This window comes from Tunturiibacter empetritectus, from assembly GCF_013410875.1.
GTDB lineage: Bacteria > Acidobacteriota > Terriglobia > Terriglobales > Acidobacteriaceae > Edaphobacter > Edaphobacter empetritectus.
Map to the genome: position 1 here is coordinate 446,067 of NZ_JACCCU010000001.1, position 20,631 is coordinate 466,697.

At 52.2% G+C, this 20,631-nt stretch carries 19 protein-coding genes and 1 tRNA gene; 4 read left to right on the forward strand and 16 right to left on the reverse strand.

The window, feature by feature from the left end; translation table 11 throughout:
* Positions 1-226: 226 nt before the first annotated feature.
* From HDF08_RS01885 to HDF08_RS01910, 6 genes are all read right to left on the reverse strand, one after another.
* Positions 227-646 (reverse strand): DUF6632 domain-containing protein, encoded by a 420-nt coding sequence (locus tag HDF08_RS01885; RefSeq protein ID WP_179636752.1) that lies wholly within the window; start codon positions 644-646, stop codon positions 227-229.
* Between the two features lie 48 nt (positions 647-694).
* Positions 695-1,201 carry a zinc ribbon domain-containing protein gene (locus HDF08_RS22055; RefSeq protein WP_179636753.1) on the reverse strand — a complete coding sequence of 169 codons (507 nt, stop codon included), beginning with the start codon at positions 1,199-1,201 and terminating at the stop codon, positions 695-697.
* A 444-nt stretch (positions 1,202-1,645) separates the two neighbouring features.
* Positions 1,646-2,167 (reverse strand): RNA polymerase sigma factor, encoded by a 522-nt coding sequence (locus HDF08_RS01895; protein WP_257030831.1) that lies wholly within the window; start codon positions 2,165-2,167, stop codon positions 1,646-1,648.
* 534 nt (positions 2,168-2,701) lie between these two features.
* A complete protein-coding gene (locus tag HDF08_RS01900) occupies positions 2,702-3,289 on the reverse strand; it encodes a ferritin-like domain-containing protein (RefSeq protein ID WP_179636757.1) in 588 nt (195 codons plus the stop codon).
* Between the two features lie 184 nt (positions 3,290-3,473).
* Positions 3,474-3,677 (reverse strand): hypothetical protein, encoded by a 204-nt coding sequence (locus HDF08_RS01905; protein ID WP_179636759.1) that lies wholly within the window; start codon positions 3,675-3,677, stop codon positions 3,474-3,476.
* A gap of 716 nt (positions 3,678-4,393) precedes the next feature.
* Complete coding sequence (locus HDF08_RS01910) at positions 4,394-5,860, reverse strand: hypothetical protein (RefSeq protein ID WP_179636761.1); 1,467 nt, start codon at positions 5,858-5,860, stop codon at positions 4,394-4,396.
* 367 nt (positions 5,861-6,227) lie between these two features.
* On the opposite strand from HDF08_RS01910, the gene HDF08_RS01915 reads away from it, so the two are divergent.
* The 4 genes from HDF08_RS01915 to HDF08_RS21570 all read left to right on the forward strand — a co-directional run bounded on the left by HDF08_RS01915 (position 6,228) and on the right by HDF08_RS21570 (position 7,699).
* Positions 6,228-6,317 (forward strand) — tRNA-Ser (locus tag HDF08_RS01915).
* A gap of 316 nt (positions 6,318-6,633) precedes the next feature.
* Complete coding sequence (locus HDF08_RS21565; protein WP_257030832.1) at positions 6,634-6,843, forward strand: Arm DNA-binding domain-containing protein; 210 nt, start codon at positions 6,634-6,636, stop codon at positions 6,841-6,843.
* Positions 6,804-7,145 (forward strand): phage integrase central domain-containing protein, encoded by a 342-nt coding sequence (locus HDF08_RS22060; protein WP_373563102.1) that lies wholly within the window; start codon positions 6,804-6,806, stop codon positions 7,143-7,145. Before HDF08_RS21565 ends, HDF08_RS22060 begins: the two co-directional genes overlap by 40 nt.
* Positions 7,106-7,699, forward strand: coding sequence for a tyrosine-type recombinase/integrase (locus tag HDF08_RS21570; protein WP_353068193.1), 594 nt, complete (start codon positions 7,106-7,108; stop codon positions 7,697-7,699). The genes HDF08_RS22060 and HDF08_RS21570 overlap by 40 nt, the downstream gene beginning before the upstream one ends.
* Positions 7,700-8,531: 832 nt before the next feature.
* On the opposite strand, the gene HDF08_RS01925 is transcribed toward HDF08_RS21570, so the two are convergent.
* The 10 genes from HDF08_RS01925 to HDF08_RS01975 form a co-directional block, all read right to left on the reverse strand.
* The gene (locus HDF08_RS01925; protein WP_179636763.1) at positions 8,532-9,440 is read right to left on the reverse strand and encodes a hypothetical protein; all 909 of its coding nucleotides are present in this window, start codon (positions 9,438-9,440) and stop codon (positions 8,532-8,534) included.
* A gap of 9 nt (positions 9,441-9,449) precedes the next feature.
* Positions 9,450-10,886, reverse strand: coding sequence for an MBOAT family O-acyltransferase (locus HDF08_RS01930; protein ID WP_179636765.1), 1,437 nt, complete (start codon positions 10,884-10,886; stop codon positions 9,450-9,452).
* A 77-nt stretch (positions 10,887-10,963) separates the two neighbouring features.
* Entirely contained in the window at positions 10,964-11,206 is a 243-nt protein-coding gene (locus HDF08_RS01935) for an acyl carrier protein (protein ID WP_179636767.1), read from the reverse strand.
* A complete protein-coding gene (locus tag HDF08_RS01940; RefSeq protein ID WP_179636769.1) occupies positions 11,199-12,995 on the reverse strand; it encodes an HAD-IIIC family phosphatase in 1,797 nt (598 codons plus the stop codon). Before HDF08_RS01940 ends, HDF08_RS01935 begins: the two co-directional genes overlap by 8 nt.
* Before the next feature lie 1,413 nt (positions 12,996-14,408).
* Positions 14,409-14,744: a VOC family protein gene (locus HDF08_RS01950; protein ID WP_373563166.1), complete on the reverse strand. Its 336-nt coding sequence runs from the start codon at positions 14,742-14,744 to the stop codon at positions 14,409-14,411.
* A 6-nt stretch (positions 14,745-14,750) separates the two neighbouring features.
* On the reverse strand, positions 14,751-15,011 hold the full coding sequence (locus tag HDF08_RS01955; protein WP_179636774.1) for a VOC family protein: 261 nt from the start codon (positions 15,009-15,011) through the stop codon (positions 14,751-14,753).
* A 197-nt stretch (positions 15,012-15,208) separates the two neighbouring features.
* On the reverse strand, positions 15,209-16,231 hold the full coding sequence (locus tag HDF08_RS01960) for a radical SAM protein (protein ID WP_179636776.1): 1,023 nt from the start codon (positions 16,229-16,231) through the stop codon (positions 15,209-15,211).
* 49 nt (positions 16,232-16,280) lie between these two features.
* Positions 16,281-18,233 (reverse strand): methyltransferase domain-containing protein, encoded by a 1,953-nt coding sequence (locus HDF08_RS01965; RefSeq protein WP_179636778.1) that lies wholly within the window; start codon positions 18,231-18,233, stop codon positions 16,281-16,283.
* Complete coding sequence (locus tag HDF08_RS01970; RefSeq protein WP_179636780.1) at positions 18,230-19,693, reverse strand: B12-binding domain-containing radical SAM protein; 1,464 nt, start codon at positions 19,691-19,693, stop codon at positions 18,230-18,232. The genes HDF08_RS01965 and HDF08_RS01970 overlap by 4 nt, the downstream gene beginning before the upstream one ends.
* On the reverse strand, positions 19,690-20,592 hold the full coding sequence (locus tag HDF08_RS01975) for a class I SAM-dependent methyltransferase (protein WP_353068196.1): 903 nt from the start codon (positions 20,590-20,592) through the stop codon (positions 19,690-19,692). Before HDF08_RS01975 ends, HDF08_RS01970 begins: the two co-directional genes overlap by 4 nt.
* Positions 20,593-20,631 lie beyond the last annotated feature (39 nt).

The window sequence follows — 20,631 nt, forward strand, 5'->3', positions numbered from 1 at the left end:
GCCAAAAAATGACATCTCGCAGACATGCCCGAGACACCGTAACGGTGGAATCGCTCTACAGTACTCAAACGATGAATCCATCCGTCCATCGGTTCTCGCTTATCTTCAGCATCTGCGCTGCTTGAGTGCTCATCTCATGGGCTCCCATACATTCAACAGAGCGAATCGCCGCGTTCTCCTGAGAAGTCCTTGTATCTCGCTGCACGCGCGGCGGTGGAAGGTTCCCCTAGCGTTCGGCAAAGCGCGGCTCACTGATAAGCGCGCCAACCGGAGATGCTTGTTTTGCCGGGAGGAGTGCAAGCAGCGTGACTCCAATCACGGCAAAGATCACAATGTCCTGGGGGCTATCCTTCCTGTGCGTCCCGTGCGCCACGGCCTGCGCCGACATGATGGTCATCGTGAACCCATGGGCAAGGCTTGACCACGCCCCATAGGCGATCATCAAGCGATGCTTGGCCGGATGCTTAACGGCCACTAACAGACAGACCCCAAGCGCCGTGTTAAGGCTCAGGAACATCGGCATGACGTCACTATGCCCGCTAAGCCATTTTAGGTGCCACAGATTGTCGAACAGGAGATAGCCCCAAAAGCAATAAAGCAAGCCCACCACCACCAACACTACCTGTAAGGCGCGCTCACGTTTCATACCATCCTCCGTTTTGTGCGATGCAAGGTTGTTACCACCGTTTTTACTTCAGATTGTGCGATTGTCAGCTGCGGTGCGTCCGATACTGGAACCCTGCGAGCATCCGCAGTGTGAGCAGAATGCTTCTCCTCCCCGAATAGGCTTGCCACAGGAACTGCAAGGCCCAAGGAGAGGCCCTCGGAACAGAAAATAAAGGATGAATCCAATCAAATTGGGTATGAGGAAAGCGGCAATCACCCAGGCCCAAGCAGGCATTAGACGCCTTTTTGCGTCCCCATAGATATATCCGAGGGCAAGGAAAAAAGCCGCGGTGAAGGCGCCAAACGTCAAGCCAAACCAAAGCGCTTCTGGCATGGTACTGAGAAATCCTTTGGAAGCAAGTAAGGAACGGCCCTGGCTGGAAGCAAAATAGACTACCCACATCGGGATCGCCAGTCCTGCGATGACCATTGCAGACCTGGGTAGAACATTCCGTCTTGCGGTTTCCAACAAGACAGCCGCAACTACAAGGCCGACCAAGAACGCTACCAAAAGCACCGCCGATTGCTCTGTCATGCAATACCTCTATTCTCACCAGGGGCTGCGAGCAGACATAAGGCCGAGCAAAGAGATGGCAGCAGCCAAAAGATCAGCACGCGTGGCTGGACTTGGGAAGTGTCGAAATGCATTGGGGCCGCCAGGAGCCTAGCCACCTGGTACACGAGTGCCGATCCCACAAATGACATCAAGAGTGCTACAGCGAATGCAGCCCAGATCTTGAATTGCACTTTGTGCTGTCGCATTGTCCCGGTGTGATGCGCAAGAATCTCACGGACCTGGGCATTTGAATCTGGTCCACTCACAAAAGTGAATTCCCGCAACCCCCGAATCGTACGCGCAGTTAGCTCGACGTAGCGCTTGCAGCCATCACAGTCGCGGATGTGGTCACGGATGAGCTGTCTTTCGCCCTCTGAAATCTCTTCTACGAAAGACCTGTCAATAAGCTCGCGAAATCTCTTGTCACTCTCCATGCGAATCACCCTCCTCAAACGCGCATCTCAGTGCTGCAAGACCGCGATAGATTCTGGACGACACCGTTGTAACAGGGGCACCCACGACCTGAGCGATCTCCGGAAGAGACATGTCTTCTTGAAACCTCAGCAGCAAAGCCTCGCGATACAGGGGTGCCAGAATCTGCAGCCGGCCGGCCAGACGCATTGCGTCTTGGCTTCGAGCTGCGGCTTCGAATGGGGAAGGACCGGAGGAGGGTAACAGCAGCACTGCATCGTGATCATCTGGCAAGGAAACTGTCTGTACCGCTTTTCGTTTTTTCCGGAGGTAATCTATTGCCAAATTGCGGGCGATCGCGAATAACCATGGATCAAACCGCTGTCGCCCGTTGTACTGGCTGCCCCGTTGCAGCACGCGAATCCAGGTCTCCTGAGCAAGGTCCTCCGCATACTCTCGCCTCCCGGTGAGGTATAGCATGTAGCGCACCAGTCGATGCTGATAGCGCTCCACCAGGTCTGCAAGAAGCTCCATATCCCTCTCACGTAAGCCTCGCGCAATCTTTGCCGTTTCGGTTTCGGCTGTCGTATTCAATGTCATGGGAAGAGCCAACATATATCCCGTATACGATCAAACCCCGGCGGATTACTCAACTTTTGACCGAAAAATCACGCTAAGATTTACCTCGGACGGATATCGGATCAATGGACGGCAAGGGCCTGACGTGTACAACTCGTTTATTTGGCAGACCCCAAATAGGTCGCTTCTCCATTTCAGGCTAAACCAAGACACCTCTACTTGGGGTCATTGTTGCCTGTTCCATGCTTTTTGTGGAGATGGATCTTCCGCGTCTGTTCCTTACCCTCAGCATCACCAGCTTCGTGATGCTCGCTCCGTTCGTTGTCACCTTCGCCCTTCACTCGGAGAAGCTACGATTCAACTTCTCCTATCTGAGTGTCAGCGCTCTGTGCTTCTCTCTATGGGCGCTGTCGAGATACGAGCGCATATCTTTGCCCGAAGAAAAGGCCCCACAATCGCGGGGCCCTCTCTGAAGACGCTTTGCTCAGGCTAGGAAGCGCGCTTCTTCAAACCTGAAGCCGCCTCTTTTTCATCCTCGAGGCTCTTCTGTGCAGAGTACTTTTCCTTGGCAGACTTGGGCTTCTTCTTATGCTCCGGCTCCTCCGAACTCTGCCGCAGAATCGGCTGTGCAGCTTCGGTGATCTTTGCTGCCGCCGCCAGCTCCTCGTTCAGGTTCTCCGTTAGCAAATCGATCACATCCTGCATTCCCAGCGTCTTCGCCATGGCAATCGTCGCCTGGTATCCCGCAATCTCGTAGTGCTCGGTCCGCAGTGCCGCGCCGATCAAACCACAGTCAAACGACGCTCCCTCTTCATCCTTCGTCAGCGCGTCTTTGCCCTCTTCTACAATTCCTTCCATCCCGTTGCAATGCTCTCCGGTTGGCTTTTCTTCCAGATGCCCGAAGACCTCCTTCAAACGTTCAACATGGCCCTTTGTCTCTTCCAGATGCGCGGCAAACAGCTCCTTCAGCTTTGCATTTTTCGCGCCCTTGGCCAGTTTGGGCAGCGCCTTCACCAATTGATTCTCCGCGCTGTACATATCGCGTAACTCATCCAGCAAAACATCCTTAAGCGGCATATACCTCTCCTGTGTCGATCTGTCGTCCGATTCCAGCAGTACGACTCCGGCCATACTGCCACCTGTGAATCAATCAGTGAGAGACGCTCCAGCTGTAGGAAGTTGGCCGCCCGCACGTTTAAATGCCGAAGGGGCCACGGAAACACCGCAGCCCCTTCAAATCCGTTCTAATTAATGTTTCTAACTACTTCTTGCCGGCCGATGCCGCAGACTTCGAATGCGCATCCGTCGATTTGCCATGCGCCGCCGTCGAGGACTCATGGGCCTTCTTGGAGTGTTCGTTCGCCTCATCAACCTGCCCCTGATCGTGCTTACCGGCTGCGTTAATGTGGTGACCTGCTGCCTCGGTGTGATGCTTCGCAGCATCCATGTGTGCTTGTTTTGCCATTGTGTCCACTACCTTTTCTAAGAGCTTCAGCTCTTGATCGGGTACGATGACATCGCTTCAGCCGGAGTTATCCGCATCCCCGGCCACGATCAACACTCCTCCAGAAATTATTCATCCGTTCAACAGAGTGCGTCTCTCCCATAGAACGCCGCCCCGCGCCCGGCCACATGTCGCGTTCATAAACTAAAGTCTATGAGCCCAAGCTCAGGGCAAGCTCTTTTCAAGTAGCTATCTATTCACGTCCTCTTGCAGGATGCCGCCTGCATCGAGCTGCAGTTCTGTTATGGTGTCCACCTCAGGTTCAGACACTAGCGACACCATGAGAGGTAAAAAAAGATGAGAAAAAATAATTCAAGAAATCTTTGCCAAACTTGGCGTATGAGTTATATCCAATTCGCTACAATTGCAAGTAGAGATCAGATCGGGGGCTGCCTTTGGCGAAAGCTGCGGCAGCCCTTCGCCGTTAGCGTACCCAAATCACCACGAACGCACCACGAAAGGACAACAAGCCACCACGTCCACGTACATAGCTCTGACGACGCAAAGACCAAATTCAACTACCTCCGACGCACCAACCCGCACAAAGCAGATATTTTAGGCGCAACCCACCTGGATGCAATGGTTTAGCGTCATACCCTCCCGCTAAACCATTGCACATACGGGACTTACTCCCAAAATACCCTGGGTGGGGAGGGGGGTATGCCTCAAATCAGCAGCTATTGGGCTGCGTGCAGCGCGTGATTTTGCTCAAGGCGAGTTGACTCCGGCGGACCAACTCCATGATGTCGGCTAAGCGCATCCGCTATACCGGAGTAGCGCGGTGAATCTCTCAGCAAAAACCAGCACTCACGATCGCCCTCACCGTAACGCCAACTTTTTCGCCGTCGATAAAACTCCGATCCGTATGAGACCAGCCACAACTCATACTGCGATGCGTCAGCGCCAATCACCAGATTTCGACTTAGATTTTGCCACGTCCTGCCTGCGTATTGTGCCTGCCATCCGGGTTGTATCAGACAGCTCTCCGGCCGATCCGGATGCACCACAATCACATCTGCGTGCAGGCGCCCGACATCTTCAGGCTGTACGAAACGATGGGCAAACTCCGGGGTGTTCAGGCCCCACGGATCGTACGCCGTCCACCCCGAATAGTAGGGTAAAAAGCCAGCCTCCGTCGTAATCATGGAGCCATGTTCCTGCATAGCGCTCAATTCTTGGGCAATGTCCTTCGATTCGTTGAACTGCATATCCCTAAAAGTACGAAGCTCGCGGTAGAACGGCATTGCGATCAAAAGCAGCCACGCAACGAAGCCAATGCGCAACGCAGTTCTGCACACCGGAGGTGTTGTCTGCTCCCAATGGACCGCGAGCAAAATAGCGGCGGCAAGCGGTAGATAGAAGAAGAAACGGTCGCCGATATTCTGATCCAGCCGCATCATCCAATAGAACGCCGTCGGCGCGGCGATCAGACTCACAAACAGATATCGTGGTCGAAACCCGCGAAGCAAAACCCCCGGCATTAGGACTGCCGTGTCGAACAACAGATACTTGAAGCTCTGCTGCATCGAATGAACGACAACAAACCCCAACGCGCGATGCGCATCCGACTTCACCAGGAACGGCAGCGGAAAAAGCTCACCAAAGTAATGCACTCTCCACGCGAAGTATGCTGTTCCCGGCACCAGAAAAAAAGCCGTCACCCTCCCTCCCACAGCCCTTCTATCTTTCGCAGAGACCCCAGCAAAAGCCAGCAGAGGCAGCACAAAGACAACCCCATCCGGCCGGAACAGGCAGAACACCAGCGAGGCAAGCGAAGCCCAAGCCACCCGCCGCTCGATCACCATCAGCGTCACCGTCGCAAGCAGCAAAGCATCCGGAAGAACCGCGAATCCCGCCGCCGCCGCTAAGATCTGTGGGAATAGCGCCGCCAATCCCGCAATCGCAAGCACACGAAGCGTTGAGATCCGAACCCGCGCGATCCGCAACAACACCACAGCTAGTCCCAACAGCGACGCCACATTGACCACGGCCGAGAACCAATATGGATCAAAGCCAATTCTTATCGCCCCCGCAATCAGGACCATCCACGCAAAATCCGTTGCACCCTCTGCGTGGGGGCCGCCCGCAAAAAAAGTAATGGCGCCATGCACCGCAAGGTTTCTGCTGTAGGCAAACAAAATCATTGCATCTTCTGCAGGAAGAAAATATTTTGGCACAATCATCAGAAGACTCAGCCAGATTGCGCCAGAAATCCCCAATAACCACACTAGTGCGCGCCCCGGCCATGCGGGCTTTGCCTCTGGCTCCTTATGTAAGGAGTCATCATGAAGCAAGGAGGAGGCCGATGGTTCCGGCTTAAGATTTTGGATTTGGTTCGACAAGCGTTGACATCACTTTCTTGTGCTATGCATGTCTCATGCGTTGCGCTGCGGCTATCAACGAGTATAGATTCACAGATCGTCGATGAATCCGCCCCTGGGCTATAACGTCTAGGTGGTGACGGTGATCTTTTTTTGCGCGATAGCCTGCTGCGTACTAAACTTCAAACAGGGAAGAGTGGCCGAGTGGTTGATGGCTCCAGTCTTGAAAACTGGCGTACCTGAAAGGGTATCGGGGGTTCGAATCCCTCCTCTTCCGCCACCATCTAGTTCCACGAGTTCCGCAGACATCCGGACAAATCAAAAAAGCCCCAGCAAATGCTGGGGTTATGTCCTTTTGGCTTCCAGTGAGGTACAGTGAAAGCCAGCGTCGAGCGCGGGTACATCTGCGGGTATCTCACTTGCGCAACGCGGGTATATCCAAAAAAGCGGGCTCGAGGGCACAATGGCGCTGACCGATACGGAGATCAAAAGGCGAAGAAGAGAGACAAGCCCTACAAGCTGAGCGATGGCAGAAACTTCTATCTGTGGATCAGCTTTGGCGCTGGGCCTACAGGTACGAGGGAAAAGAAAAGCTCATGACCTTCGGCAGATACCCAGAGGTATCGCTTGCGCTGGCCAGGAAGCGTAACGAAGAAGCTCGGACATTGCTGGCTGATGGTCTCGATCCCATGGCAGAACGAAAGGCCAAGAAGATCGCGGATCAAGTTGCCGGCGAGACTCCTTCGCCAGTCTTGCGGATCGGTGGTTGGAGCATTGGCAGCAGGGGAAGAGTTCTCGCCATTTAGACTCGGTGCGCCGGCGGACTGCGGCCGACATCCTCCCCCGGCTGGGCCAACGCCCTATCGCCGAGATAGACGCATCTGAGCTGGTCGCGATGACCAAAGCGATTGAGCAACGCGGAGCGGGTGATATCGCCAAACGAGCTCTACAAGTAGCGGCACAGGTCTTTCGGTATGCGATTGCGCATGGATACGCCACTCGTAATCCCGCCGTTGAGTTTCGCCCGAGTACATCCTCAAGGCCACCCGCAAGACGAACTATGCTCGGGTGGATGCCAAGGAGCTACCAGACCTTCTTAGAAAGATAGAGGTCTATCAAGGGACGCATGTCACTCGACTCGCGATGAAACTCTTGGCACTGACATTCGTTCGAACGAGTGAATTAATCGAGGCGAAGTGGTTCGAATTCGATCTTGAAGGAGCCCGTTGGGATATTCCCTCCGAGCGCATGAAGATGCGTACCCCGCATATTGTGCCGCTGGCAAAGCAATCTTTAGAGATTCTGGATGTCTTGCGTGGACTGTCTGGGCATAGCGACTGGCTGTTCCCAGGCGATCGGAACCCGGCCAAACCGATGAGCAACAACACCATCCTCAAAGGGCTTGAGCGGATGGGGTACAAAGGCAAGATGACCGGGCACGGCTTCCGCGGGGTGGCCTCAACGATCTTGCACGAGCAGGAGTACTCACATGAGCACATAGAGCTCCAGCTTGCGCACTCCCCACGGAATGCAGTAAGCGCCTCCTACAATCATGCCCTCCATCTGAAGGCGCGAACAAAGATGATGCAGGACTGGGCGGACTTCCTGGAACAAACCCAACGCGGCGCCAAGGTCTTGGCCTTCCGGGAAGTGGTGGCATAGTCTCGATAATCAAATCGCAGCGCACTAAGCCGCACCGTCGTCAGCCGGTCCGCCTGGTGGTGAGAGCTGATAGTGGCGCTGAATGAGTTTCCACGAAGCGGTCACGCCAAAGGTGACGTGACCAAGAGAGAAACGCGGGCTACAGCCCGCACAACCGCCCATAGGAGGCAATCATGCACACTCGCCAAAGTGTTGCTGCAAATCCGCTCGTTCAGTCTAAGCTCAACCAGGTCGCCCATTCGATCGCCTATGAAGCGTCGGTCCTGTTTATCAAAAGTGAAACGCTCACCCGTTGCATGCAAGCTCCCGCTCCGGCACATCCTATCGGGCCGCGGACTGGAGGCCCAGGCAGACCAGATGCGTTGAGAGACGATCTCAGCCTCTGCAAGGGTTACGCCGAGACGCAATGCGATCTCGATGTAGCGCCAACGGTTCTGTGATTTTCCATAGAGACCCGCGAGAATTCTCCATTAAATTAGCTTTTCTTGCCCTGAGCACGATCTCCAGAGAAGCCGACACTCTTCGTCATTCTCATCCGGGTAGATGATTTCTCCAAGTTGGGCAGCTGGAGAGATTTTTACGAGTGGTAAACATGTATGGTTCAAGGCGATTACGTATGTTCATTCGGTTGGTGCGGTTGGATCAGGTTTTTAGGGGCATTTGGCACACATAGCGTACAGAGCAACTCTTGTGTTTTATGAGGGCATTAGTTGGGTAGACCTAGAAAGGTTGTAATAAACAGTCATAGGTAGATGGTGATATAGCCGATATTCTGTTGAGGAGCAAAGCGCGTGGCAAAACGACTTCCGGACCCTAGTGGATGGGGGAGGGTCTACTGTACCCGTTGTAACGTCTGTGACACAAAAGTGCTTAGAAGCGCACTAAACGTCTGAGCTCCTTGCGGTTCTAAGTGCATTACGTCCACAAAGTTGCTTGGATCATTACGCAAGGCCGCATACTCAGAGGAGCTGAAGTCAATTACCGGAGCTTTGGGCAGAAGAGCTCGGACAGTTGTGTTGTATGTTTCATAATCCGCCCTGTGCAGTTGATAGAACCCCTCGTAAATGGGGGGGACGACATAAACGATCGCTGCACCTTGGCTTTGCAAATTAAGAATCATCTCGCGGTAATGTTTTAGGGCAACGGGATCGATTGTGAACAAATCAGGATTAAGTTCCCAATGTTCGAGGTTTTTTTGTTTGTGATAGTTGTAATGACCGTTCGGTGCAATGTCGACAAAATCTGTCTCGCGATGAGCTGCACGGAGCGCGTACGCCACTTCTTGAATGTACAAATGGAAGCTAGCTACGGACTCAGCCGTCGTGGTTGAGTCTAGTCCACCCTTTACCTCGTGGTTTGCCGTAATAATCGGGACAAGTGCGAAAACAGCGATCTTGTAATGCCCACGCAAAAGAGCTTGATCCAAAACGAGTCTCTCTTCTGCGGAGTCCGCGCCATCGATAGCTAGATTGTAGATTTGAGCGCCTCCGAGATTTGGAACATCCCAGTTTGCGATCGACGATGGACCAATGATCAGTCCGCCAAAGTTGGCGGGAATGTAACGCTTACTCATGAGAAACTTTGCTTTTCTTCCATTTGTGATGACGGCCACGGAAAGCTTGCGTCCTACCGGATCGCGCCATAAACCGTAAGGGTCTAACATGCAAGCGAGGGCGCAGTTGGCTATCGCAACAGTGAAAATCGTAGCAAGAGTGATGGTATTCCAGCTGCAAGAATTCATCGGTAGACCTCAAAAAGCAAAATATACGAATGGCTTGACTACGTTGGAATTCAAATAAAACAACGAAAACAACATGCAGGCCGAAGTCGTTGCCGAATTGAGGAGTGTCGGTTTAAAACTGACTGACAGTTGGTCGGTGGATTTACCTAAAAACGCGGCTCCAATGCCTGCAGCCTGGGAGAGGGAAAAAACCACAAACATGACTCCTGTACCGACCCCCACACCATTCATCTTATGGAGGTTCTCAACGCCAAAGATGTTCTGCAAACTGAATAAATGCGGCAGATAGCTGAATGCAGTCCATAAATTCGGTGAGCGAAAAAAAACAAAAGCAATGTCGAAGACTGCAAGAGTCATTAGCCAAGATGCCAATCCTGGGACTGCTGGCATCTTTTTTTTTCGCCAAAATTGGTTTACGGCCAAAGCCACGCCGTGGATAGCGCCGAAGATGACGAAGGTCCAATTGGATCCATGCCAAAGCCCCGCAATCGTCATCGCAACCATAGTAGCAATTGCAGACGTGTAGAGTGTGACGCGTCCAAACGACCTCACAAGAGGAGTGTAGATGTAAGTGGTAATGAATGACGTAAGGGAGATATGCCAGCGCTGCCAATATTCAATAATTGAGCTAGCTCTTAGGGGGGCATCGAAGTTGCGTGGTATCTCAATGCCAAAAAACAAGGCTGAAGCGATAGCCATGTCGGAATAACCGCTAAAGTCGAAGTAGATCTGTAATGCATATGCTGTTGCGAAGGCCCACGCCTCTATTGTGGATAGGCTTGAAATGTTGCTGAAGCCATAATCGGCGGCTTTCGCAAAGGCATCGGCAAGTACGACCTTCTTGATAAGACCCAGGGAGAAGAGGTATAGGGCACGAGCAAACAAATCGGCCGAAGGTCCAGCACGTTCATTCAGAATAGGAAATTGATGGATGATGCGTTTAGACCTGCTGATAGGACCTGATATGACATACGGAAAAAATGAAACGAAAGTGGCGTGGTCAAAGAGACTGCTGGGAGGGATCAACCCTTCGTAGCAATCAACTAAATACATGATTTGCGTGATGGTAAAAAAACTAATTCCGAGAGGAAAAGCGAAGTTTGGAATGCGGAGATGATCGACGAGATAAGGAATGCTGCCAAAAAAGAAATTTAGATATTTGAAGACGCAAAGGAAACCGACATTGAGGATCAAACCAAGTTGAAGTATTCTTTTACGTCGAAGTCCAGCAGCTTGCCCGATCCATTGTGAAAGTTGCCAGTTTACCAGAATTGAGCCCAACAGATATGGCAAATAGGACGGTTTTGACCATGCGTAAAAACAAATCGATGCCAGCAAAATACATGTTTGAGGGATTTTCGGAATCGAAAAGCGTTGAGCCAGGAGATAAAAGGCGAAACTTACCGGTAAAAAGAGGAGGATGTATTGAAAAGAGCTAAAGTTCATCGGAGTGCTCCTCTAGAGTCGGTGATAAGTGCTATCAAACGAGGTAATGATCCGTTCCAAATTAGTGGAAATCGACATTACTTTACGCGCATTTTGGCATCAATAAGGTCCAAGAGATCGCCGACGTTCTTAAGCTCTTCTAGCTCGCCGAGGGCGAACTTAATTTTATATCTCGTCTCGATCGCAGTAACAAGATCGATATGTGCTAAAGAGTCCCAGCCCTCCACGTTATAGGCACTTGACTCACGAGTAATAATGAGTGTGGGCGAATCAAAGACATCGCGAAAAATTTCTTGTACTTCGGGCAAACGATCATCCATTGATTGGCTCCAGAATCCTGATGTGGCGGCTGCGGACAGAGTAGTTTGTGATACTAAGTGACCAAACGGAAGCGCCAGTGGTTTGGTCACTTGACACCATTGAAAAGCCGAGTTTTTGATAATGATCCTTAACCATGCCGTTTTTTGCGGTGGGCAAATAGTATCCAAAGATTATCTCGACACCGCGATTTCTGGCGCGCTCCACTAGACCATCTAGCATGCCGATTTCCATTTCGCGTTTGAGGACACGGCAACTCATGAGCCAAAGATCCAGATGAAGCTCTCGCCCTCTAATCGTTCCGAGAACTACCGAGATCAAACCATTGTCGCCGAAGCGATCGATGAGTTTTCCGTAGATTCCAATGTGCTTGCCACTGCTGATTGTGGCTTCGACTTCCGCTAGCGTGTAGCGTCGTGTGGTTAAGTTAAATTGGTTCGATTTGTTCGTAAGCTGCGCAATACGTTCCATGTACGTGGAGTTGAATACGTCTATCTCTGCACACATCTCAAGCGAGTCAAGATATTCCCCGTAGTCAGCAAACTTACTCATAAGCGTTGAGCGCTGCATATTTTCTTGATACAGTTTTGCCCTAGTGAGATCTTCTTTTCCGAGCGATAGCTGTTCAAAATAACGGTGCGATTCGATAATAGTGGCATATCGAGTCACATCATTTCCGACGTTCGGGACTGCTATGCCTGGGATCTGGGCCTCAACGATAGCGCGTTCGGCAGGGTTATCGTCAACAAATACAAAACTATCCACACCAAGCTGAAGCTCCTCAGCTATGCTGAAAATGTTTTCGTGCTTCGGCTCCCAGTTCGCTTTGAATGCGGAGAAGTGCTCCAACTTGAGAACAGAGTCTGGATGCACGAATCCTTGCTTAGCAACCTCCTCATTGTTCTTGGAACATACCGCGAGTAAGATGCCGCGCTCACGCAAGGACAAGCAGTATTCCTGGAAGGCCGTGTAGGCCTCCGCGATCGGAGTCTCGCGTCCGAGTACGATCTTGTCGGGGCCATCGTCTCCAATGATACCGCCCCATAGGGTGTTATCTAAATCTAAAACAAGCACCTTGCGAGTACGCCCGTATGTGGCACGGATGAGTGCCGCGAGAGACGTCGCAATTGCAAAGCTGCCCTCGATCGTATTGGCTATTTTGTACCGATACCATCGTTCCGGATCGGACCAGCGATCAAGTCCAATGCGAGCAGAAATGCTGCACAGATCTTGTAACGCAAGCGTTGGATTGGCACGTGCTTCCAAAACAAAACGATGGTTCATCTCGTTAATGAAGCGTGTCGTTCCTCCGGCACTTGCAGCATCGAGATTTCCCAGAATTGCGTTCCCAGGCAGCTCGAAGTTGTTCTGTACAATCTGACAACCGACTATATTAGTGAGTGAGTCCCAAACGGCCTGGTAACGGACAATCTCACTTTCGACTAGCTCAGAGAAATACTTTTCGGAACAGCTAACAGGCGGAAGTTTACGGATGTTTAAAGCACAAGTGTGAACGTAAACTAAATCTGGCTTAAAAGCTACGATAGTTTCCGGCTCTAACACCGCATCCTCATAGAATCTTCCATACTCTCCTTGATAAAAGATTGGTCGGAACCCGTTTTGCAACAATAAGATCTCCAACAGATCCGCGAGCTCATTCGTAGTGGTTCCACTCAAAATGGCGATTCGTATCTCTTTAAGATCTGTGCAGGCGAGCAACTGCCGACGTAATTTCTTACGTTGAAAAATGATGCTCTCCAGTGCAAAATTGCAAAGGGCAGTTGGCTGCATGTTTCACCTATTAAAGTGTCTAAAAGCTACCACAGCACCAAATAGCTTCAACCCGTAAAGAAGCGATAATAAGAATAATTCCACATACGGATGGCAACGTATCGAAAGTAACCAATCTGGATGTATAGGGTACCCAGGCTTACTGCAGATCTAAACCCGTGCCTCTCTCTATGGAAGCGCAAAACGCGTTTCACCGAGAACTTAGCTCTGTCTAAGCGATCTGCCCTTGACTGGAAAGACCGTCATAGATCCCGCCAAGAGCAGATCGTCAACGTTGCTGACAGGGGAAGATCAGTCGGCGTAGGAAGGTCTCGGAAGAGAAAAGCCAGATCCCGCTTATTGTTAAAATTTCGATGAGGCTTTCAGATTTGAGACATCACCTGCCAATCCAAAACGTTCGGTAGAGTACCTTCTAGTATCCAGAGCGCAAAGGACAGCTGAAGCAGATTCACGCCCATCCTGGCAGGCTTGGATACGTCTGATACCTGTCCAAGCTCATATGTAAACTGCAACTTACTCAGCCTGGGTTAGTTATATGATTCTATGAGCCTTTTGCGCATGCAATCTCCTAAGCAGATTGGCCACGGCAATCCTTGGTGGACGCATGTGGAAAGCTAAAGCTCCTGTTTGAATGTGTTTGGGTCGAGTACAAACAAAATTTGTTTGGTGGAGTGTCGCAATAGCAGTTAGGCGAAGATAAAGCGAATCTACTAATGGCTACCGATCGTGCAGTCCGTTTTCAGATCGAAACAAAGTTGGCTCAGCGTGTACCTGCTGTCCTGACATTTAAGATCAAGCATGCCCCAGGGCTTTCGCCAGCGGTATGACTACAGTAGATGAGATCGTAGGCGGCGGAATTCCGCGTGGCTGCATCACCGAGGTCGGCGAAGCAGCTCGCCCAGGAAAACTTCCTTTGCTCTATCGGCTCTCGCTTCTATTACGCGACTCGGCAACTCCTGTGCGTGGGTGGATGGAATGATGCACTCTCCCCGGAAAGCCGCCGCAACGGCGGGCTATGGAGCTGAGGCGTTTGCTCTGGCTCCGTGTGTTTGCCGATCGTGGAAAGAAAGTGGCAGATAAGGTATTGCTTCACCACAGTTATTTACCGATGAATCTACCCGGGTCAATAGACGGTGGGCCTTGATTGGAAAAGACACCACCTCGTCTTAGGTCTGATTTCCAACGCAGCCCAAAAGGCAAACACAGGAGCAAGACAAAAACAGAAAATAAAGTCAGGTATTTGGCGCATTCATTCTCCATTGATGCAGCGCTCATCGTAAGAGCGACTTCATCGCGCTTAGATTTAGAAGACGTGCCGTGAATTTCGCTGTGCATCGGCGACCGTTCTCCTGCGAACGAAGGAACGGCTTCGCCGGGCATAAAATAATCGCGGTTACGATTTTGGACCTTGCATTAAAGCAAAGTGGCCGCCTTGGTCGTTTGTGGCCTGCAAAATGCGTGAGCCTCCGGGTACGTCCATGGGAGGCGGAATACTTTACCGCCGGCGTCAATCACACGTTTCTGCGCGGCCTCGATGTCGTCGACGGTGAAGTAGAACTGCCAATGCGGCGGAATACCTTCGGGCATGCCGGGACCTTTACGATTCATCATTCCGCCGGTATAGAGGGGCTTGTCGGTCCGGAAGGTTTGATAGGTACCCATGGCGCCCATGTCGTGCGCAAAGTCCTTCTGCCAGCCGTAATGCCTGAAGTAATAATCGAAGGCTTTTGATGCGTCATCGGTGAGCAGTTCGTGTCAGCCCACGTTGCCCGCTGCCATTTGATCGAGACGTGGTGGAGCATCTTGCTTTCCGGGTTCGAAGAGCAGGTGTTTCACCTTTTGCGGGTCCAGCACGACGGCGAAACGGCCGACACTAGGGATATCCTGGGCGGGTTTTACGATAGTTCCGCCATCGACTGTTACAGTCTTCAGTTCTTCATCGAGTTTTGCGGTGTGAATATGGCCCATCCACTCAGGTGGTAGCTCAGGCGCACCGGCGCCAGCCCAGGTCATCATGCCGCCGACGTCTTTGCCGCCTTTGCCAAAGAAGCTGAAGTAGTTCGCCCGATGCAGGTATTTCTATCAAGCCTCCAGCAGATCCACGATCGGTTTCAACTTGACGAAGGCTGGGATTGTCGTGGCTCGAAACGAGTGAAGCAAAAACGCTCAACGCGATGGTGAGCAGGTGGTCAAGCAGCTTAGCTTTCAGCAAGTCAGGTGTAATTGAGCGAGCAAACACACCTCTGACATGTGGGGTTTTGGGCGATGTCTAATGTACGCCTGAATTGCTGCGCCTCTTCAGAATTGATGGCGTCTTCTAATGAGCCCCTCTCAACTGTGCCAATCTTACGATGAAAAAAGCAAGGCCTAATAGACCCGTCGACCTCCATTACCGCGGAAACCCAGGGTGCATTGCAGACAGGCGACTCTGGCGTCAGCTCGCCCAGATGCTCGCGAAATCGGCGCACGATATGTCGTAGCTTCTCGGGAGGCTCTACGATGTAGCGTTGAGCGATTTCGTCGCGGAATTGTTCGAGCAGCAATTCAATCTCGACTTCAAGGCCCGCTATTTCTGACCGTGTCAGCGCAACCTCGCTCTGCCGTTCGCCGGGCCAAATGAGGTCTCGGTTGAATGCGTGCGACGATACGTCAGTCGCCAGAAAAGAGATGGAATCAAAGCCCAGCCGCTTCGCCGCGGCTACCGTCTCCCGCAAAAAAAGAAAGTTGGCACGCTGCACGGTGCTGCGGGCTTGGATCGGCATACCGGGCCGATGGCACCGAATTGCTGCTATGCCCGCCCGAATCAGATCAAATCCTCGAGTGACCCGCCTAATGCCGTCATGGACCACTTCTGGGCCGTCAAGCGAAATGATGATTTCATCCACGGACCTTGCTACGATATTCGCTCGTTTCTCAAGCAACAGTCCGGTAGTTAGAAGAGTAACTCGGACCTCGCAGCTCTTGAGGAAGCTACATAGTGCTTCAAAGTTCGAGTGAAGCAGGGGCTCGCCGCCAGTCAGTACGACCTGCTGTACCTCCAAAGCCATAATGGAGTCACGGTGGTGCTTGAAGCTTGCAAGGTCGAGCCCCAAGCCAGGCGGCCTTTTCCAAATATCGCACATAAGACAGCGGCAGTTGCAGTTCTCATGCAGGTTCAGCAATAAAATTGGAAGCGATGTGAGCTTATGCGGCAACGTGTGAGAAAGTTGCGTCTTTGCTTCCAATTCAACTGACATGGCATCTCCTGCGACAAAGTTATGTATGGTAGTGGGTTCGTTGACATGGCTATGCCTGCATTCTGGAAACGTGGAGACCGCCGACACGAACGTTACCATCACCCAGAACATTCTCCGTTGCATCGAGTAGCGATGTGGCTGGAGCGCGCAACCAACGGACTTCCTTCTCAACCATAAGCGGGACAAGTGTTCGCCTCATCTGTACTGTGAGCCTGTCGAAGATTTCAGATGAAGCAAGGTGTACCAAGCCGCCTACAATCACCAACTCCACATCCCGCCAACTCAACTCACTTAAGATATGTGCTGGGCTTCCAACTCGCTGAGTTACAGCAATAAGGTCGGCTACGGCACCTCCGCGTAGTGAACCCTCACCACCATGCAGCCGTAAAAGCTGTGCTGCTTCCTCAGTAACCATTGAGAAGAGTCTGTCATCGTTAAGGTCGCAGGCCCACCTAGCAAAACGAATCTCATCTAGAAGATCACCGTTTGAAGTCAACGGTGAGTCGCTTCCAAGTCCAAGCCTCTTGATGGAATGTAATAGTTCACGTGTGAGAGTCTTTTCGAAGAGAAAGCTGTTTGAAGAAGGGCAAATTACCAAGGCAGAGCGGCGCTCGTTCAGGAGAGCCGCGCCTTTGGCATCCAGTGATAATCCATGTATAAGGACGGTACGCTCTTCAATCGCGCCAACTGCATCGAGTGTGTATAACTCTTTAGCTGCAACATGATCAACACCTTCGCACGCATGGATGAGAAAGGGAGCATTGGCGGGAGTACCCTCTAGGGCAGACCGGATATCTTTTGCGAATGCCAGCGAGTGGTCCCATCCGTAGTTCGTGATCACCCGAATGGGAAAGTCCCTCATCATCAGCACCGGATCGACCGGGTTGTGCTGACATACGGTGGTGACTCCGCACAGCAGGTTGCGGATGCTACCCCACCACAGGCGAACGTCTTTCGGAACTCTTTTGTGAAGCGCAATCTTTTCGGCTTCCTTGACTTGAATATCCAGCGCCCACTCAGTTGCGTTCTCGTATGGAGGAGAGCCCAACCGGGGAAAGAGCGCGAACTCAAGATGTTCGTGTGCATTCACCAGTCCCGGAAAGACGAGATATCCAGTCAGGTCAATTTGATTCACTCTGTTTTTTAATCTATTGGCTGACCGTGCAGTTTCTGTCGCAATTGAAGCGATTAGTCCGCTGTCCACGGTGATAGAGGCTGCAAGACTCTCATGTGCGCCTAAAACGCATTGCGCTCCTCGCAGATGAAGACCTTCAGACTCCCTAATTGCGGGTGAAGACACGGACATCCTGCGAAAATGAAGCAAGCAGATTGCAGGCTTTCCAGCCGCTTGCTGCCACGCTGTCTCTTTACCTGCCGCCATGAACAATTCATGTTCACTCTCGTCGAATGGCGGTTCGAGGCATACGACAATCGCGAAACCATGAGCGACGAACGTGCTGATCAGATCGATCAGAGGCCGAGTATGCACTTTGAGTCTATATGTCTGGACGGGAGTATCAAAGCCACGTTTCCAGCCAAGTGTAGCTGCGGTGCCCGGATGCATGTCCGACAGAAATAAATCTCCACCAGGACGGATCACCCGCGCTAATTCGGACGCACATAGCTCTAGGTCTTCCACATAACTCAGCACGAACGAGGCGAGTACCAGATCTTTGCTGCCGGATGCAATCGGGATAAGAGGAAGTGCGGCGTGGATTAGCTCCGCACCTGAAAGCTCTTTGCGAGCGGCTATCTCAATCATCTCGCTAGAACTATCCAGACCGTGCAATGTGGCTGGTCCGCCGTGCACGAAGCGCGACAGCCATCTTCCACTGCCGCAGCCCACATCTAAGACATCGCGGTCTTTCGTGTGCGGCAGAAGATGAGCGAAATAACGTTCCTCAAGCGCAAGCAGCGGATTCGGCTGCTCGTCATATACTTTCGCCCAAGCTGCGAAGGCATGCTCGTTTTCCGTCTTTGTTTCAAACTCAGCGGCCCTCACAGGCTTTCCCGCTTTGGCTTACGTAGCTTGATGAAGCTGTTCGCCCACTGCAACTCAACCGGATAGTTGTACACCTGCAGCGTATACCGCCATGAGCTTAAGGTTTTCAGTAGAATACGGCTCCACTTAGGCGCGCGAATATCCTGAACGGTTGGCCATCGAGATGCTACAACTAATTCGAAGTTGTCGATCAGCTCTTTCGTCGTCGATTTCAGCCAAGGGGCATTAGTGTCGATGCGAAGAGTGAAGTCCATCCACCGTTTAGTCGCCCATCCTGCCGGGCTGTCGGGAAAGGAAATCTGGTCGTCCACGTCCCCGTACATAGAGCCTTTCTGCGGAGTGGGTGTGTAGTGCTGGACGATGATCTCCGAGTCCGGATTAATTCGTTTGATCCTTCGAATAAACCTCAAAGTTTCTCGCGTGTCCCGTTCAGGATCTTTAGGGTTTCCGACGACGAACGAAAATTCAGGAATGATTCCGAACTCTCGCGTCCGCTTGGCCATGATAATGGTTTGTTCCGTGGTTATACCCTTTTGCATTTCTTCTAATGCCCAATCGGAGCCGGACTCGGCACCAAAGAAGATCATCGCGCAACCGGCACCGGCAATTGCGGCCATCGTATCGTCCGAGTATCGTGACATGATATCTACTCGTCCTTCACACCACCACCGCAGCCTTAAGGGAGTCATCAGATCGCAGAGCTTGCGTGCGTGGTCTTCGCGAAGGAAGAAGTTCATGTCGTAGAACTGCACCGAATCCGCGCCATGTTGGTCGATCAGATGCTTGAGGATTGCCACCGTACGTTCCGGCGATTCCATCTTTTCGTCGCGCCCATAGGCCGCATGAACGCCACAGAAGCTGCAGTTGAAAGGGCATCCAATACTGGCGTGATGGACTGCCGTGCGCTTGCCGAAGAAGGAGGGTCGCAGGTACTTCTCTACTGGCAGACGATGGAACGGAGACCATGGAAAGCTATCCGGACCTTTCATCGGACGCTCAGCATTGCTGCGATGCAGACCGAACGCATCTTTGTAGGCAAGCCCGCGGATTGAATCCAAGGAACGATTGCCGCGCAGCGCGTCGATCAATTCCAGCAGGGTATCCTCACCCTGCCCCCGAACGACAAAGTCTACGTACTTGGCGTTCAGTGCCGCATCCGGGTAAATCGAAGGAAAGTATCCTCCCCACACGATGTTTACATGGGGTCGCAACTTGCGGATCTCACTCGAAACTTCCATGGCTGTGACCATTTGCGGTCCAGGCATAGTGGAGACACCGAGTAACTGCACCGGGTGCGCGTCGATAAGCTTCAATAGCGCTTCGACCGGCTTCTCTTCGAGGTTGCCGTCAACGATCTCGTACTCTTCACGCCCCTCCAAAACGGCGGCAAGGGCGAGCACGGCCAAAGGCAGCCGGCAGTTGCGTGGTTTTGTAGCTCGTGGATGGAAAAGAAGAATCATGCGGGTTTCCTAGCCGTATAAATCTGGAAACGTGACGGTTCGCGGCGGCGATTCCAACTTGCAATCCACGGCCGCATCGTCCAGGGGAATCCATAGAACGGATTGTGGCGTTCCCAGCGGATACCGAATTTATGCTCCAGATCTCTAAGCCGCTCGTCTGTCAAAAACTCGAGGCTTCGAATTGAGTCCGAAGAGGTGCCAAACCGCTTAAGGAACGCTGCCTGCCGTTCCGCAATCATCAGCTCACCGCTACTCTTGTTGGAGTACCACGGCGAGTCTGCGACTACGATTGTTCCGCTGATCCTAAGGCAACGCAGCGCTTCCCGCAGGCTTGCCTCGTAACTCTCCGCATAGTGGAAAGAGGCGTTGAAGAAGACCGCATCGAACTGGGCTGAGGCAAATGGTAGGCGCGTACTTTCGGCCTGTACACGCGGAAACATCTCCTGTAGGTGTTCTTGATAATGTTTTGCGGCGCCCAGCCCATCCTGATCATTAACCAGCAGGTCTACCGCTACAGGTCGAAGCCCCATCTGCGAAAACCGATAGCTCATCCATCCGTTACCAGCACCCACATCCAGAACGCGTGCATTCACTCCCACTTCCGCCTGGATCTTCGGAAGAATCTGCTTAGCAAGATAGGAATACGTACGCGCACGGATTGTCCATTGCGCCTGATTCTTGCCTGAGAGATCCTTATACGGGAGTGCCAGATAGTAATCCGCGTTTTGACCGCCACGCCCCTCGGCGGCGCGAATCATCTCATAATCTGTAATGAACTGCGAATAGTGCGCCATGCGATCTTCGGTGAGTGCAATCCAGATCCCTTCGCGGGGAACCGCGGAGAGGTGGCATCCATCGCAGATTAGAGTTTTTTCTTCCTGCCGATTCTGCCTAATCACGAGCGAGCCACCACAACGTGGACACCTCGACATCAGATC